Origin of the sequence: Pseudooceanicola atlanticus, assembly GCF_000768315.1 — a bacterium.
GTDB lineage: Bacteria > Pseudomonadota > Alphaproteobacteria > Rhodobacterales > Rhodobacteraceae > Pseudooceanicola > Pseudooceanicola atlanticus.
The window spans coordinates 13,083-27,389 of record NZ_AQQX01000008.1; the positions used below are offsets into that span (position 1 = coordinate 13,083).

14 protein-coding genes are annotated in these 14,307 nt (G+C 63.4%); 9 read left to right on the forward strand and 5 right to left on the reverse strand.

What is annotated here, in order from left to right; translation table 11 throughout:
* Positions 1-21 precede the first annotated feature (21 nt).
* The 3 genes from tig (at position 22) to ATO9_RS16145 (ending at position 2,312) form a co-directional block, all read left to right on the forward strand.
* Positions 22-1,350: a trigger factor gene (gene tig, locus ATO9_RS16135; protein WP_043751565.1), complete on the forward strand. Its 1,329-nt coding sequence runs from the start codon at positions 22-24 to the stop codon at positions 1,348-1,350.
* Between the two features lie 134 nt (positions 1,351-1,484).
* Positions 1,485-1,829 carry a hypothetical protein gene (locus tag ATO9_RS16140; RefSeq protein ID WP_043751568.1) on the forward strand — a complete coding sequence of 115 codons (345 nt, stop codon included), beginning with the start codon at positions 1,485-1,487 and terminating at the stop codon, positions 1,827-1,829.
* Between the two features lie 69 nt (positions 1,830-1,898).
* Positions 1,899-2,312 (forward strand): DUF1330 domain-containing protein, encoded by a 414-nt coding sequence (locus ATO9_RS16145; RefSeq protein WP_043751570.1) that lies wholly within the window; start codon positions 1,899-1,901, stop codon positions 2,310-2,312.
* Between the two features lie 135 nt (positions 2,313-2,447).
* Here the strand turns inward: ATO9_RS16145 and rplI are convergent, their stop codons facing one another.
* Genes rplI through rpsF form a run of 3 tightly spaced genes read right to left on the reverse strand, consistent with a single transcriptional unit; the run spans position 2,448 to position 3,691 of the window.
* Positions 2,448-3,065, reverse strand: a complete 618-nt coding sequence (gene rplI, locus ATO9_RS16150) for a 50S ribosomal protein L9 (RefSeq protein ID WP_043751573.1) — start codon at positions 3,063-3,065, stop codon at positions 2,448-2,450.
* Positions 3,066-3,077: 12 nt separating this feature from the next.
* Positions 3,078-3,305: a 30S ribosomal protein S18 gene (gene rpsR / locus ATO9_RS16155; protein WP_005852865.1), complete on the reverse strand. Its 228-nt coding sequence runs from the start codon at positions 3,303-3,305 to the stop codon at positions 3,078-3,080.
* Positions 3,306-3,334: 29 nt separating this feature from the next.
* Positions 3,335-3,691, reverse strand: coding sequence for a 30S ribosomal protein S6 (gene rpsF / locus ATO9_RS16160; protein WP_043751578.1), 357 nt, complete (start codon positions 3,689-3,691; stop codon positions 3,335-3,337).
* Between the two features lie 345 nt (positions 3,692-4,036).
* Here rpsF and ATO9_RS16165 point away from each other — a divergent pair, with 345 nt between their 5' ends.
* The 4 genes from ATO9_RS16165 to ATO9_RS16180 all read left to right on the forward strand — a co-directional run bounded on the left by ATO9_RS16165 (position 4,037) and on the right by ATO9_RS16180 (position 7,040).
* The gene (locus ATO9_RS16165) at positions 4,037-4,276 is read left to right on the forward strand and encodes a hypothetical protein (protein WP_043751581.1); all 240 of its coding nucleotides are present in this window, start codon (positions 4,037-4,039) and stop codon (positions 4,274-4,276) included.
* Between the two features lie 138 nt (positions 4,277-4,414).
* Positions 4,415-5,350 carry an ACP S-malonyltransferase gene (gene fabD / locus ATO9_RS16170; protein WP_043751585.1) on the forward strand — a complete coding sequence of 312 codons (936 nt, stop codon included), beginning with the start codon at positions 4,415-4,417 and terminating at the stop codon, positions 5,348-5,350.
* A gap of 77 nt (positions 5,351-5,427) precedes the next feature.
* Positions 5,428-6,165: a 3-oxoacyl-[acyl-carrier-protein] reductase gene (gene fabG / locus ATO9_RS16175; RefSeq protein ID WP_043751587.1), complete on the forward strand. Its 738-nt coding sequence runs from the start codon at positions 5,428-5,430 to the stop codon at positions 6,163-6,165.
* On the forward strand, positions 6,165-7,040 hold the full coding sequence (locus ATO9_RS16180) for a DMT family transporter (protein WP_043751590.1): 876 nt from the start codon (positions 6,165-6,167) through the stop codon (positions 7,038-7,040). Before fabG ends, ATO9_RS16180 begins: the two co-directional genes overlap by 1 nt.
* 74 nt (positions 7,041-7,114) lie before the next feature.
* Here the strand turns inward: ATO9_RS16180 and ATO9_RS16185 are convergent, their stop codons facing one another.
* Both ATO9_RS16185 and ATO9_RS16190 read right to left on the reverse strand, forming a co-directional pair.
* Positions 7,115-10,684: an efflux RND transporter permease subunit gene (locus ATO9_RS16185; RefSeq protein WP_043751593.1), complete on the reverse strand. Its 3,570-nt coding sequence runs from the start codon at positions 10,682-10,684 to the stop codon at positions 7,115-7,117.
* The gene (locus ATO9_RS16190) at positions 10,681-11,952 is read right to left on the reverse strand and encodes an efflux RND transporter periplasmic adaptor subunit (RefSeq protein WP_043751596.1); all 1,272 of its coding nucleotides are present in this window, start codon (positions 11,950-11,952) and stop codon (positions 10,681-10,683) included. The genes ATO9_RS16185 and ATO9_RS16190 overlap by 4 nt, the downstream gene beginning before the upstream one ends.
* Before the next feature lie 231 nt (positions 11,953-12,183).
* On the opposite strand from ATO9_RS16190, the gene ATO9_RS16195 reads away from it, so the two are divergent.
* The gene (locus ATO9_RS16195) at positions 12,184-12,867 is read left to right on the forward strand and encodes a tetratricopeptide repeat protein (protein WP_043751598.1); all 684 of its coding nucleotides are present in this window, start codon (positions 12,184-12,186) and stop codon (positions 12,865-12,867) included.
* A 44-nt stretch (positions 12,868-12,911) separates the two neighbouring features.
* Positions 12,912-14,276: a PQQ-like beta-propeller repeat protein gene (locus tag ATO9_RS16200; RefSeq protein WP_238318789.1), complete on the forward strand. Its 1,365-nt coding sequence runs from the start codon at positions 12,912-12,914 to the stop codon at positions 14,274-14,276.
* Positions 14,277-14,307 lie beyond the last annotated feature (31 nt).

Sequence of the window (14,307 nt, forward strand, 5' to 3'; positions counted from 1 at the left end):
GTTATGGAAGGACGACAAGCGATGCAGGTCACCGAGACCCTGAACGAAGGCCTCAAGCGCGGCTACCAGATTACGCTTCCCGCAAGCGAGCTGGACGCCAAGGTGAACGAGAAACTGGCCGAAGCGCAGCCCGAAGTCGAAATGAAGGGATTCCGCAAGGGCAAGGTCCCGATGGCGCTGCTGAAAAAGCAGTTCGGCCCGCGGATCATTGGCGAAGCGATGCAGGAAGCCATCGACGGCGCGATGACCGATCACTTCGAAAAGTCCGGTGACAAGCCCGCTATGCAGCCCGACGTCCAGATGGTCGACGGCGAGACTTGGAGCGAGGGCGACGACGTCGTCGTCACCATGAGCTATGAAGCCCTGCCGGAAATCCCCGAAGTCGACCTGAAGGCGATTTCGCTGGAGAAGATGGTCGTGAAGGCCGAGGACGAAGCCGTCGAGGACGCGCTGAAGAACCTCGCCGAGAGCGCACAGGATTTCGAAGCCAAGGACGGCGCGGCCGAAGATGGCGATCAGGTCGTCATGGACTTCGTCGGCAAGGTCGACGGTGAAGCATTCGAAGGCGGTTCCGCCGAGGATTATCCGCTGGTGCTGGGCTCCAACTCCTTCATCCCCGGCTTCGAAGAGCAGCTGGTTGGTGCCAAAGCGGGCGAAGAGAAAGCCGTCAACGTCAAGTTCCCCGAGGAATATGGCGCAGAGCATCTGGCCGGCAAGGATGCCGTGTTTGACTGCACGATCAAGGAAGTGAAGGCGCCCAAGGCAGCCGAGATCGATGACGAACTGGCGAAGAAATACGGTGCGGACGATCTGGCCGCGCTGAAGGCCCAGGTCGCTGAGCGTCTGGAAGCCGAGTATTCCGGCGCGGCCCGCGCTGTCATGAAGCGTGGCCTGCTGGACGAGCTGGACAAGGCCGTGTCCTTCGAACTGCCGCCGTCGCTGGTCGAAGCCGAAGCCAAGCAGATTGCACATCAGCTGTGGCACGAGGACAACCCCGAGGTTCACGATCACAACCACGGTGAGATCGAAACCACCGAGGAGCACACCAAGCTGGCAGAGCGTCGCGTGCGCCTCGGCCTGCTGCTGGCCGAGCTGGGTCAGAAAGCCGAGGTCGAAGTGACCGACGCCGAGATGACCCAGGCAATCATGAACCAGGCACGTCAGTACCCGGGTCAGGAACGTCAGTTCTTCGAATTCGTTCAGCAGAACCAGCAGATGCAGCAGCAGCTGCGCGCGCCGATCTTCGAAGACAAGGTTGTCGACTACGTCTTCGAACTGGCCACCGTCAGCGAAAAGGAAGTCTCCAAGGAAGAGCTCCAGAAAGCTGTCGAAGAGCTGGAACAGGAATAAGGTCCATTCGACCAACGGTTCTGAAAAGGGTCGCCTCCGGGCGGCCCTTTTTCCATTTGTCGGGTGATGTTCGGGAGTGTTGACCGGCGGACCTTGCCCTGAGACACCTTGGACGTCTCTGTACGGAGCCGCCAATGCGCCTCATCCCTCTGATTATGTGCCTGTTGGTGACCCCAGTCGTCGCAGAGGACAAGGTGCACCGGCTCGCCATCACCGGCGACACGCTTATCGTGGACAACACGACCATCCGCCTGAAGGACACCGAATGCCCACCCTTCACGACCGATGAGGGCAGGGCGGCCAAGCTGCTGGTCACCGCGATGCTACGGGCGCCCCTGGTCGAATGCGCCTATGTCGACGGCCCGGACGGCAATGTCGGCGACTGCATCTACCGAACCACCAAGCTGGCCCAGAGGGCGCGGTCCATGGTCGATGAGTTGCGCAAGCGGAACCTCTGCCAGCCCCGGACTTCGCTTTGATCAGGATGGGGTTGCGACCGGGCTGGTGATGTCCCAACCTCGGACGCAAACAGCGCAGGGGAGGACGCTATGCATATCGGTTTCACCAAGGAAGGGTTTGAAGCCTTCAAGGCAGATGACAGGCCCGGCCCGATCCATATGCTCAACCTCGTCCGGCTGCGCGACAAGGCGGAATACGAGGACGGTCGCACGGCAACCGGGGCCGAGGCTTACGCTGCCTATGGCCGGGAAAGCCAGCCGGTGCTGGAGCGTCTTGGTGGTCGGATCGTCTGGCGCGGGCGCATGGAACACATGCTGATCGGGCCTCAGGATGAAAAATGGGACCTGTGCTTCATCGCGGAATACCCATCGGTGCAGGCCTTCGTCGACATGATTTACGACAAGGAATACCGCAAAGCGATGCTGCATCGGCAGGCCGGGTGCAGCGACAGCCGCCTGATCCGGATGGAGCCGCTGGATGCTGGTGGCAATTTCGCCGAGTGACCGACGCGCCGTCTTGCGCTGCCGGTTCTTTTGAACGTATTCGCTTGCGGCTTCGGATCAATCCCAAGCCGGACGCGCAAAAGAAAAAGCCGCGGCGCTTTCGCACCGCGGCTTTTCCAATCAGTTGAAACCGGCTCAGTCTTCGTCGTCCGAGGAGGCTTCGGCCGCCGGAGCGGGCGCATCGTCGTCGTCCGAAGAGGCTGCGCCGATATCGTCGAAGAGTTCCGAGATCTCGAACTCTGCAGCGGCTTCTTCCTCTGCGGCCAGGTCCTGGATGGACTTGCCGGAGGCCTGAAGCTCGGCTTCTTCCGGGGAGCGGGCGACGTTCAGGGTGATCTGAACTTCGACTTCCGGGTGCAGGTAGATGTCGACATTGTGCATGCCGAGTTCCTTGATCGGCAGCGGAATGATGACCTGCTTGCGCTCCACGGTGTAGCCGGCCTCGGTGGTGACGGCAGCCACGTCGCGGGGCGTGACGGAGCCGTAGAGGTTGCCACCGTCGGAAGCAGAGCGAATCACGACGAAGACTTCGCCGTCGATGCGCTGTGCCAGGGCTTCGGCTTCTTTCTTGGTCTCCAGGTTGTTCGCTTCCAGTTGGGCCTTCTGGGCTTCGAACTGGGCGATGTTTTCCTTGGAGGCGGTCAGGGCCTTGCCCTGCAGCAGCAGGTAGTTGCGGGCATAGCCGGGCTTGACGGTGACGACGTCACCCATCTGGCCGAGCTTGGCGACGCGTTCGAGAAGAATGACTTCCATTGCTTCAGCTCCTTACTTGACGGCGTAGGGCAGCAGGGCGAGGAAGCGGGCGCGCTTGATGGCGCGGGCCAGTTCACGCTGCTTCTTGGCCGAAACGGCGGTGATGCGGGACGGGACGATCTTGCCGCGCTCAGAGATGTAGCGCTGCAGCAGACGGGTGTCCTTGTAGTCGATCGCAGGTGCATTGTCGCCCGAGAAGGGGCAGACCTTGCGGCGGCGGAAAAACGGTTTTGCGGCCATGGGTTAGGTTCCTTTCCTTAGGCTTCGGATCAACGGCGCTCGCGACGGCGATCGTCGCGGTCTTCGCGCTTCTGCATCTGGACGGACGGACCTTCGGCATGTTCGTCGACCTTGATGGTCAGCACGCGCATCACGTCGTCATGCAGCCGCATCAGGCGTTCCATCTCCTGGACGGCCGGCGCCGGGGCGTCGGAACGCAGGAAGGCATAGTGGCCCTTGCGGTTCTTGTTGATCTTGTAGGCCATCGTCTTGACGCCCCAGTACTCGTTATCAACGAGTTTCCCGCCATTGTCGGACAGGACGGCACCAAAATGTTCGATCAGCCCTTCGGCCTGCGCGTTGGAAAGATCCTGGCGCGCAATGAATACATGCTCATAGAGCGGCATGTTTGCTCCACTTCTGTCTAGGCGCGTTTCAAAGGCGGGGCAGACCTTCCGCACCCCATCCACGAGAGTCCGCGCGGTTCGATATCCTTTGCGGAAGGAAGCGCTGCTCTAACCCGGATCGTCCTGTCTGGCAAGGGGCTGGGACGCGGTATCTGCGTATCATGTGGCAGGTCATCCGGCAGCGTTTGCAACTCCCAGTCGAGCAGGCCTTGCAATGTTGCAATTTCGCCTTTGCCGCCATCGCTCGCCTTAAAGGCGATTAAGACACAATCCTGACGCATTTGAGGTGTTGATGGAGGAACGGAAACAAATCCGCCAATAATAAGAAGACCAAGACCCGCTATCATGACCTACAATTCTCATATCTCCGACACGCTCCCGGGCCGCCGCTATACTCCCGCTGAGGAACAACCCTCCTTCCCGGGGATCACGATTGCACCATCGATCTTCTGGACCGTTGGCGCAGGTGCGCTCGGTGTCGGGGCGATGATGGTCTGGCCCGGCCTCTGGCCGGTGATCTCGGTCGCACTGGCTATGGTTGCAATCGTCGGGGTGCCGCGCATCCTGGGGCCGCGCCGCCGGTAAACCGCGTCAAAGGCGGTTTCGCGCCACTTCTCCCGGGCCGGAAACGCTGCGCTGCAGAAGGTTCGCATCACGTGCGGGCCTGCATTGCCATGCGCTGCGACACAGGCTATCCCCGCCGGAACAAATTGGGAGACAGACATGACACGCGCATTCGTGTTCCCCGGACAGGGGGCTCAGACGATCGGCATGGGCAAGGCTCTGGCCGATGCCTATCCCGCGGCCAAGGCGGTTTTCGACGAAGTTGACGAGGCTCTGGGGGAAAGCCTCAGCGGCCTGATCTGGACCGGCGAACAGGATGACCTGACCCTCACCCAGAATGCTCAGCCCGCGCTCATGGCAACGTCGCTCGCTGCATTTCGCGCGCTGGAGGCCGAAGGGATCAGCATCGATGCGGCGTCTTTCGTGGCCGGGCACTCCCTTGGTGAATATTCCGCCCTGGCGGCGGCCGGCACGCTGAGCGTCGGTGACGCCGCGCGTCTGTTGCGGATCCGGGGGCGCGCCATGCAGGAGGCTGTGCCGGTTGGCGTAGGCGCCATGGCGGCATTGCTGGGGCTCGATTTCGAAACGGCCAAGGCCGTCGCAGAGGAAGCGGCACAGGGGGACGTTTGCCAGGCGGCGAACGACAACGACCCCGCGCAGGTCGTGGTGTCCGGTCACAAGGCTGCCGTCGAACGCGCCGTTGAAATTGCCAAGGGCAAGGGGGCCAAGCGCGCCGTTCTGCTGCCCGTCTCCGCCCCGTTCCATTGTGCGCTGATGGAGCCTGCGGCCAAGGTCATGGCTGACGCCCTGTCAGACGTGACACTATCCGCTCCCAAGGTGCCGGTGGTCGCGAATGTCCGGGCCGAAGCAGTCAGCGACCCCGACACGATCCGCGAACTGCTGATCGAACAGGTGACCGGTTCGGTTCGCTGGCGCGAAAGCGTTGCCTGGATGTCCGGTCAGGGCGTTACCGAGATCTGGGAGATCGGTGCCGGTAAGGCTCTCTCTGGTATGATCCGCCGGATCGACCGTGCCATCGAATGCCGCGCCGTTGGCACACCCGAAGATGTCGCCGCCGTGAAGGACGCCATCTGAGGTCCTGCAAAGGATAGAATTCCCGGCCCCCGTCGCGTTCCCCGTGACGGATAGGGCAAAACAGAGAAGGCAATAGAATGTTTGACCTGAATGGAAAAGCGGCGCTTGTCACCGGGGCCTCCGGTGGGATTGGCGGCGAAATCGCCAAGGCGCTGCACGGTGCGGGGGCCATTGTCGGCCTCTCTGGCACCCGAGTGGAACCGCTGCAGGCCCTGGCGGACGAACTGGGCGAACGCGCCCACGTGCTGCCTTGCAACCTGGGCGACGCCGACGCGGTCGAAGCCCTGCCGAAAGAGGCAATCGCAGCCATGGGCAGCCTGGACATCCTGGTGAACAATGCGGGCATCACCCGTGACCAGATCTTCATGCGCATGTCCGACGAAGACTGGGCCAAGGTGATCGAGGTCAATCTGACCTCCACCATGCGCCTGTGCCGCGCCGTGATGCGCCCGATGATGAAGGCCCGTTGGGGCCGGATCGTGAATATCTCCTCCGTGGTCGGCGCGACCGGCAATCCGGGGCAGGTGAACTACGCGGCCTCCAAGGCGGGCATGGTCGGCATGACCAAGTCCATCGCCTACGAAGTGGCCAGCCGCGGCATCACCGCCAACTGCGTCGCGCCCGGCTTCATCACCACGGCGATGACCGAGAAGCTGACGGACGACCAGAAGGACGCGATCCTGAAACAGGTGCCGACCGGCCGCATGGGCGACCCGAAAGAGATCGGCGCCGCCGTGCTCTACCTGGCCAGCCCCGAGGCGGGCTATGTCACCGGCACCACCCTGCACGTCAACGGCGGGATGGCGATGCTCTGATGCGGTGGTCGGTCAGGCCGGAATGGGTTCTGGCCGGCGTCACCTTCATCTGGGGCGGTACGTTTCTAGCCGTTCAGACGGCCCTGACATGGTCGGGGCCGTTGTTCTTTGTGGGCCTGCGCTTTGCCATGGCGGCGCTGTTCATCGGCGCCTTGTCCTGGCGAAGGTTGCGGCACCTCACGGTCACTGAGCTGTGGGCCGGTGGTTGGATCGGTTTGGCCATTGCCTTGGGCTATGGATTGCAGACTGTCGGTTTGCAGACGATCGCGTCTTCGAAATCGGCATTGATCACCGCGCTCTACGTGCCTTTGGTGCCGATACTGCAATGGATCGTGCTGGGGCGGCCACCGGGCATGCTGACATGGATCGGTGTGGGCTGCGCGACGTTGGGCCTGATCCTTGTCGCGGGGCCGGAGGCCGGCGGGATCGGCTTTGTCTACGGTGAGATCGTCACGATCATTTCCGTCTTCGCCATCGCGGCAGAGGTTATCCTGATCTCGCGCTTTGCCAATCAGGTCGACGCGGCCCGCGTGACGGTGGTCCAGTTGATCGTCGCGTCTATCCTGTGTTTCGCCGCGATGCTTCCAGCTGGTGAAAGCCTGCCGGACCCCGATTGGCGCATCCTTGTTTTTGCCGCGATGCTGGGCCTCGCCTCTGCCCTGATCCAGCTGGCGATGAACTGGGCGCAGAAGAGCGTCTCGGCCACGCGGTCCACCCTCATATATGCCGGAGAGCCTGTCTGGGCCGCCATAATCGGCCGGATCGCCGGGGAGCGCCTGCCTGTCGCGGCACTCTTCGGGGGTGCGCTGATCGTCCTGGGGATGGTGTTGGGGGAATGGCCCGCGCGCCGCAGGCCGGGTCGTCTGCCGGATTAGCTGCGCCGGGTCTTTCGCATTGCCTGGCCCGGAAAAGGAAAAGGCGCGCCGTGATGCGCGCCTCTGACCTGGGTTTATTCTGCAGCGCGTAACGTCGCCGGGGCTGGCGCTTCGCTGTCGTCGCTTTCCAGCGGCCAGATGATCTCGGGCCGTTTGACGCGGCGGGCGGCGCGGCGCAGGGCCCAATCCTGAGCGGCGCGGCTGCCGCGACCAAAGGACAGGCGGGCCAGAAGCCGGGCGAACCAGTTGACATAGGTGCCGAACCAGACCCGCAGCGCCAGCAGCGAGGGGGTGACCACCAGCGTCAGCACCGTCGCCACGCCAAGGCCGAAGACAACAGCCGTAGCCAGCTGTTTCCACCACAGCGCCGTCGGGCTATCGATCGAATAGCCACCGTTCCAGAAATCCAGCGACAGGCCGAACATCATGGGCGCGAGGCCCGCCATCGTCGTGATCGTGGTCAGCAGAACCGGGCGGATCCGTTCCTCTGCCGTGCGGATGATCGCCTCGATGCGCGGCATGTATTGCGAGAACTCCTGGTAAGTGTCGATCAGAACGATGTTGTTGTTCACCACGATCCCAGCCAGCGCGACGATCCCCGTACCCGTCATGATGATCGAGAACGTCTGATCCATCACCAGCATGCCGATCAGGACGCCGGTGGTCGACAGGACGACGGCCAGAAGCACCAGCACCGAATTGTAGATCGAATTGAACTGCGCCAGCAGTATGATGAACATCAACCCGAGCGCGGCCCCGAAGGCCTGACCCAGGAAGGCAGAACTTTCCTCCTGATCTGCCTGGTCACCTGTCCATTCCCAAGTGATCCCCGTCGGCAGGGGATCGGTTTCCAGCCATTCGGTGATCTGTTCGATCCGTTCGTTCGGCGTGATCGGGGCCTGGGTTTCGGTGCCGTCTTCGGCGATCACCGTCTTGGTCAGGCCATCGGCCACGGCGGCCTTGACGTCGTAGAACCGTTTCTGGTCGATCCGGTCGATCTTGGCCAGCTTGGCCACGGGTTCGCGGGTGATGAAGTTGGACAGCGGAACAAGCCCGTCGGAGGTCCGCACCTTCAGCGTGTCGAGCGTCGACAGGACGCGGTCCTCTTCGGGCAGGCGCACGCGGATCTCGATCTCCTCGTCCGAACTGTCGACGCGCATCGTGTCCAGCAGGATGCCGCGCGTGACCAGCTGCACCATCGCCCCGACGGTCGCCACATCCGCGCCAAACCGACCGGCCTTTTCGACATCCACGTCGATCTGCCAGTCGATGCCGGGCAGGGGGAGCGTATCCTCGATCAGGCGGAGGCCCTCCATCTCTTCGAAATGCTGCCGCACCGTGTTGGTCGCCGCCTGAAGCGTGTCGAAATCGTCGCCCATCAGACGCAGATGCACCGGCTTGGCCGATGCCGGGCCCATGCTGGCCGAGAGGATCTCGACCTTGATGCCCGGGATGGATTGGATCTGCTGGGTAAGTTCCTCGATCACGAGGTCGCCATCGAGGTCCGGCCGGTCCATCCGGTCCTCCCATGGCACGATCTCGAGCTGGACCTGGCCGATCGTATCCAGCGGCGGCTGCGCGCCACCGGTATTCGAGTTCAGGCCACCGTCACCGGCAAAGGCAAAGGCGTTCAGAACGCCCGGATGCGTGAGCACGACCTCCTCGACCTCGCGGACAAGCTCGTCCTTCTGGGCCAAGCTCAGGTTGCCGCGGGCGCGGACATAGACGATGGCTTGCTCGGGCTCGCTTTCGACGAAGAATTCGGTGCCCTTGTTGTTCGCACCGTAGGTCTGGAAGGTTGCACCGACGAAGACAACGACAGCTACGACGGTCAGCAACGGCATGATCGGGTTGCCTGCCAGCAGCTTGATGAACCAGCCAAAGGCGGTGCGGCGGTGACCCGCGCGGATCTTCTTGCGGCCCCAAGTGATCTTGGCCGCCCCGATGGTAACGGAGGCCGCGAAGACGCCAAGGCAGAAGATCACTGCCCCGGGCAGCAGGGCCAATGCCCCGTCCGGGGCCTGATCGCCAAGCAGGTAGGCCGGGTTCAGCGTCTGCATCGCGCCGATGAACACCACGTAGAGCGCGACAACCACCAGCACTGCCCGCACGGCCCATGGGGCAGAGCGGCGCAACGCGTCAGACATGTTACCAAGCGCGCGGGAGAACCGGCCGGACACGCCGCCCATGACGGGCAGGTAGACCAGCGCCACCACCAGCGAGGCCGAAAGGACGAAGATCAGCGTGACGGGCAGCATCCCCATGAACTCACCCGGAACACCGGGCCAGAACAGCATCGGCAGGAAGGCGCAAAGCGTCGTCGCTGTGGACGAGATCACGGGCCAGAACATCCGCTGTGCGGCCTCGACATACGCGTGCATCGGGCCGACGCCGTCCTGGATGCGCTTGTCCGCATATTCGACGACGACGATGGCACCGTCGACGAGCATGCCGACGGCCAGGATCAGGCCGAACATGACGATGTTCGAAATCGCGACCCCCATAAGCCCCAGCAACACGAAGCACAGCAGGAAGGAGGTCGGGATGGCAAAGCCCACCAGAAGCGCAGGCCGCGGGCCAAGCGCGGCCAGAACGACGATCATCACCAGAGCGATTGCCGTCAGGACCGAGCCTTCAAGCTGCGACACCATGGAGCCGACGACGCGGCTCTGGTCATTGGAGGTGCCGACCTCGACCGCCGCTTTCAGTTCCTCGGGCCAGGTTTCCTGCTGGGCGGCGACGACGCGCTTCACCTCTTCGGCGGTGTCGATCAGGTTGAACCCCTTGCGTTTCACCACCTGCAGCGCGGTCGTCTTCTCGCCGTTGAACCGTGCGGTGCCGGTGCGGTCCTCGAAGGTCAGCCGGATCTCTGCCAGGTCGCCCAAAGTCACGATCCGGTCGCCGTTCCTTTTGACGGGCAGGGAATAAACGTCCTGTGGTTCGTCGAACGACCCTGGGATCTTGACCGAGAACGTGCCCTGGTTGGTTTCCACCTCGCCGGCGGCGATCAGCTGGTTGTTGTTCTGGACGACGTTGATCAGTTCGGCGGCGGTGACGTTGTAGCTTTCCAGTCGCAGCGGGTCGATCACGACTTCCAGCATCTCGTCGCGATTGCCGGCGATACCCGCCTCGAGAACCGCATCGATCCCCTCAACGGCCTCCTGCAAGTCCTTGATCACAGTCGCCATTGTCCGCTCCGGCACCTGGCCGGTCAGGTTGACGATGATGATCGGAAACTCGGAGAAATTGATCTCGTTGATCGTGTATTTCTCGGATCCTTCGGGGAAATTGCTTTCCGCGGTCGACATGGCATCGCGCACGTCGGCCATGATCTTGGTCTTGTCCCAGCCAAACTCGAATTCCAAAGCCACACCGGCATAGCCCTCGGATGCGGTGGAGGTCATTTTCTTAAGACCATCAAGGTCTTGCAGCTCGGTCTCCATCGGCTTGATCAACAGTGTTTCACTGTCGGCCGCCGAGATGCCAGGGAAGGGGACCGATACGAAAAGAGCCGGGATTTCGATGTCCGGCTCACCCTCTTTTGGCAATGTCGCGTAGGCAAAGCCGCCTGCCAGCAATGACAGGACGACGAAGGCCAGGACCATTCGGGCGCGGGATGCGGCCCATGAGACGATGCCGGTCATTGCTCGGTCTCCTTGACGGTGGGCGCGACGGGCACGCCGGCCACGACATATTCCTGGCCGATGACGATGACCTGGGCGGTCTTAGGCAGGCCGGTCACCCAGACGCCTTCCGGCGTATCGCGCAGCAGGCGCACGGGTTTGAACCCGGCCATGTTGTCATCTTCGACGGTCCGGACACCCAGCTTGCCGTCATCGTTCAGCGTCAGGGCCGATTGCGGGATCAGGTGCGCGTCGGCACCAGCGGATTCGATACCGATCTCGGCGGTCAGACCGTCGCTGATCGAGAGATCGGCGTTTGGCACTTCGATTTCCACGCGGAAGGTTCGGGTCTGCGGGTCGGCGGCGCGGGACAGGAACGTGACGGTCCCGACGACCTGTTCCCCGGTGGCGGCCAGACGGGCACCGGCCCGGGCGCCTTGCTTGACGCGACCCACCTCGGTTTCGGGCACGAAGCCGACCAACTTGATCGGGTCCAGTTGCAGGATCGTGGCGCAGAGCCCGCCGTTTTGCAGCAACGACCCCAGTTCAGCCGTGTCCGCCTCCAGCAGCCCGCCGAAGGGGGCGTGGATCTCGGTCAGCGTCAATGCGCGTTCTGCGGATGCGACGGCGGCTTCGGCAGACTGAATCGCCGCCTGTGCCGTGCTCAGGCCGCTGCGGGCCTGGGCCACTGCAGCCTCGGCAGAACGGACCGACGCCTCGCTCGACACCACGCGGGTTTCGGATGCAAAGCCGCCTTGCGAGAGTTTCTGCGACGCGTTCTGGTTGATGCGTGCTTCGGCGAGCACGGCCAGGGCTTCTTCGACGCGGGCCTCGGCGGAAGGGACGTTGGCTTCGGCTTCGGCCAGCCGTGCCTCGGCTTCGTCCAGCGTGTTCTGCTTGGTGCCGGGGTCCAATTCGCATAGCAGGTCGCCTTCCTGCACCAGCGCGCCTTTGCGGATCGGCGTGGAGATGACCGTGCCGGTCGTCTCCGCGCGCAACTCGACGCTGCGTGCGGCTTCGGTCTGGCCACGGATCACGACAGCGCTGTCGATGACCTGTGCTTCGGACATGATCGTCACAACGCCCACGGGTTTGACGTCAGGCGTCTTGTCGGCGACGTCCACGACCGGCTCTGCCGCTTCGGGCTCTGCGGTGTCTTCGTCCTGCTGCAATAATTCGACCGGTGCAGCCTCTCCGCGTGCGACGGCGAGCAGCGTGTCGCGTTCCATAATCAGCCCGTAAAGAACAAGGACGACCAGGATTGCGCTGAGTATAGGAAATAGTCGCATAACAGAGGGGCCCGATGACAATATTCAACCAGTTTGCCCCGAAGTAGCGATTGCGGCCTCCATTACAAGAGGGCGAGGGGCATTTTCTAAACTGTATAGTTCAGAATCGATTTTCTGCAACGCCGCATAGGGTGAGAACTCTGTTTCTCCTGCCAAACACGGACAATTTCCCGCTCTTGGCACTGCTGGGACGACAGGTTAAGACGGGCCAACCAGAAACAGGGGGTCGTTTTGAGCCAGTCGGATTCTTTCATTGACGAGGTGACCGAAGAGGTCCGCCGTGACCGGCTTTTCGCGATGTTCCGCCGCTATGGCTGGATCGCGGCTGTCGTTGTCATCCTGATCGTCGGCGGCGCGGCCTGGAACGAATACCGCAAGTCGCAGGACCGCGCCCGGGCCGAAACCTTCGGCAATGCCCTGCTGTCCGCTCTGGAACAATCCGAGGCGCAGGAACGCGTGACGGCTCTCGACAGCATTCAGGCGGAAACGCCGGGGGCCGCTGCCGTGCGCGACCTGATGAAGGCGGCCGAAGCGTCCGAAGCCGGGGATACCTCGGGCGCGGTGGATACGCTCACTGTCGTGGCCAACAATCCCGACCTGCCGCTCATTTACCGTTCGCTGGCACAGTATCGCGCGCTGGCGCTTCAGGGCGATACGCTCAGCCCCGCAGATCGCCGTGCGGCCTATGAAGGGCTGTCCGCGCCGGGCGCACCGCTGCGCCACCTCGCGCTGGAACAGATTGCGCTGACCCATGTCGAGGAAGGGGATCGCGACGCGGCCCTCAACGCCTTGAATTCGCTTCTGGAAGAGGCCGGTCTGTCTGCGGACTTGCAACGAAGGGTTTCTCAGTTGATTGTGTCCCTCGGAGGGTCGCTGGACGGCGCCTCGGACGAGGCATCGTCGGACGGAAATTGAAGGGCCGCGGCCTTTTAGGGAATATCGGCGGGGGCGCAGGACCAATGGCATCGCTTGCAATGGCTAAGAACATGAACGGGATCGCATCCCTCGGGCTGCGTCTGGCCCTGATCGGCAGCGTCGCCACGCTCGCGGCCTGTGCCGAACCCGAGAGCTACCTGACCGGCAAGCGCGAAGATATCTCTTCGGTCTATTCCGACGCGCCGGTGGACGAACCTGACGCCGAAACCGTCGACCGCACCGAACCGGTTGCGATCCCGGGCGCCGTGAACAATGCCAACTGGCTGCAACGGCCGGGCTCGCCCTCAACCCGTACCAGCAATGCCGCCTTCACCGCGTCGCCGTCGCTGATCTGGACCGCGAATATCGGGGCCGGCGATGGCCGCCGCGGTCGCATCACCGCCGATCCGGTGGTCGCCGATGGTCGTGTCTTCGCACTCGACAGCGAAGCCAAGGTGACCGCCGTCTCGACCGGCGGCGGTGTCGTCTGGAGCCGCGATCTGGTCCCGGCGCGCGACAATGCCGGTGATGCCTCCGGCGGGGGCCTCGCCTACGGCGCGGGCAAGCTTTTCGTGACGACGGGTTATGGCGAACTGACCGCGCTGGACCCGGCGACCGGTGCGATCCTGTGGGAACAGGACCTCGACGCCGCTGGCACCGGGTCCCCGACCGTGATCGGCGACTTGGTCTACCTCGTCTCCGGGGACAGCACCGCATGGGCCGTTGAAACCGGCAACGGCCGCATCCGCTGGCAATTGGCCGGGACGCCCGACAACAATACCCTGGCCGGTGGTCCGGCCCCCGCCGTGGCAGGCGAGAACGTGATCTTCGCCAATGCCTCGGGTGAGGTTCAGGCCGTCGATCGTGTGGGTGGCCTGCGCAAATGGGGCGCCCTGGTCAGCGGCCGTCGCCCGGGATACGCTCGGTCGGTCGTGACCGATATCAGCGGTGATCCGGTCGTCGCCAATGGCCGCGTCTATTCCGGTATCCAGTCCGGCTCCATGGTCGCGCTCGATGCAGAAACCGGCGAACGGCTCTGGTCTGCCAAGCAAGGTCCGATGTCGTCGGTCTGGTCCGTCGGCAATGCCGTCTTCCTGGTCTCGGACCGGAACGAACTGGTCCGGCTGGACGCGGAAACCGGCGAAAAGGTCTGGGGCACCGAACTTCCGCTCTTCACCACCGACCGCCCCCGCCGCCAGCGCGCGGTCTATCCGCATCACGGCCCTGTCATGGCGGGCGGTCGGCTTGTCGTGGCGTCCGGTGACGGCGTTCTGCGCCTCTTCGACCCGGCCTCGGGCGACCTGGTGGGGCAGGCCGCGCTGCCCGGCGGGGCGACCACGAACCCGGTTGTGGCCGGGGGGACGCTTTATGTGGTATCCGCTCGCGGGCAATTGCACGCTTTCCGTTAAGCCCGGAATAGGCTATCGGGGCGTCTTTCGC

Coding starts and splice junctions, on each gene's coding strand:
- rplI (WP_043751573.1), bottom strand. CDS start 3,065: ATGGAAGTCATTCTTCTCGAACGCGTCGCCAAGCTCGGCCAGATGGGT.
- tig (WP_043751565.1), top strand. CDS start 22: ATGCAGGTCACCGAGACCCTGAACGAAGGCCTCAAGCGCGGCTACCAG.
- ATO9_RS16185 (WP_043751593.1), bottom strand. CDS start 10,684: ATGACCGGCATCGTCTCATGGGCCGCATCCCGCGCCCGAATGGTCCTG.
- fabD (WP_043751585.1), top strand. CDS start 4,415: ATGACACGCGCATTCGTGTTCCCCGGACAGGGGGCTCAGACGATCGGC.
- ATO9_RS16190 (WP_043751596.1), bottom strand. CDS start 11,952: ATGCGACTATTTCCTATACTCAGCGCAATCCTGGTCGTCCTTGTTCTT.
- rpsR (WP_005852865.1), bottom strand. CDS start 3,305: ATGGCCGCAAAACCGTTTTTCCGCCGCCGCAAGGTCTGCCCCTTCTCG.
- ATO9_RS16180 (WP_043751590.1), top strand. CDS start 6,165: ATGCGGTGGTCGGTCAGGCCGGAATGGGTTCTGGCCGGCGTCACCTTC.
- ATO9_RS16200 (WP_238318789.1), top strand. CDS start 12,912: ATGGCATCGCTTGCAATGGCTAAGAACATGAACGGGATCGCATCCCTC.
- rpsF (WP_043751578.1), bottom strand. CDS start 3,691: ATGCCGCTCTATGAGCATGTATTCATTGCGCGCCAGGATCTTTCCAAC.
- ATO9_RS16145 (WP_043751570.1), top strand. CDS start 1,899: ATGCATATCGGTTTCACCAAGGAAGGGTTTGAAGCCTTCAAGGCAGAT.
- fabG (WP_043751587.1), top strand. CDS start 5,428: ATGTTTGACCTGAATGGAAAAGCGGCGCTTGTCACCGGGGCCTCCGGT.
- ATO9_RS16165 (WP_043751581.1), top strand. CDS start 4,037: ATGACCTACAATTCTCATATCTCCGACACGCTCCCGGGCCGCCGCTAT.
- ATO9_RS16140 (WP_043751568.1), top strand. CDS start 1,485: ATGCGCCTCATCCCTCTGATTATGTGCCTGTTGGTGACCCCAGTCGTC.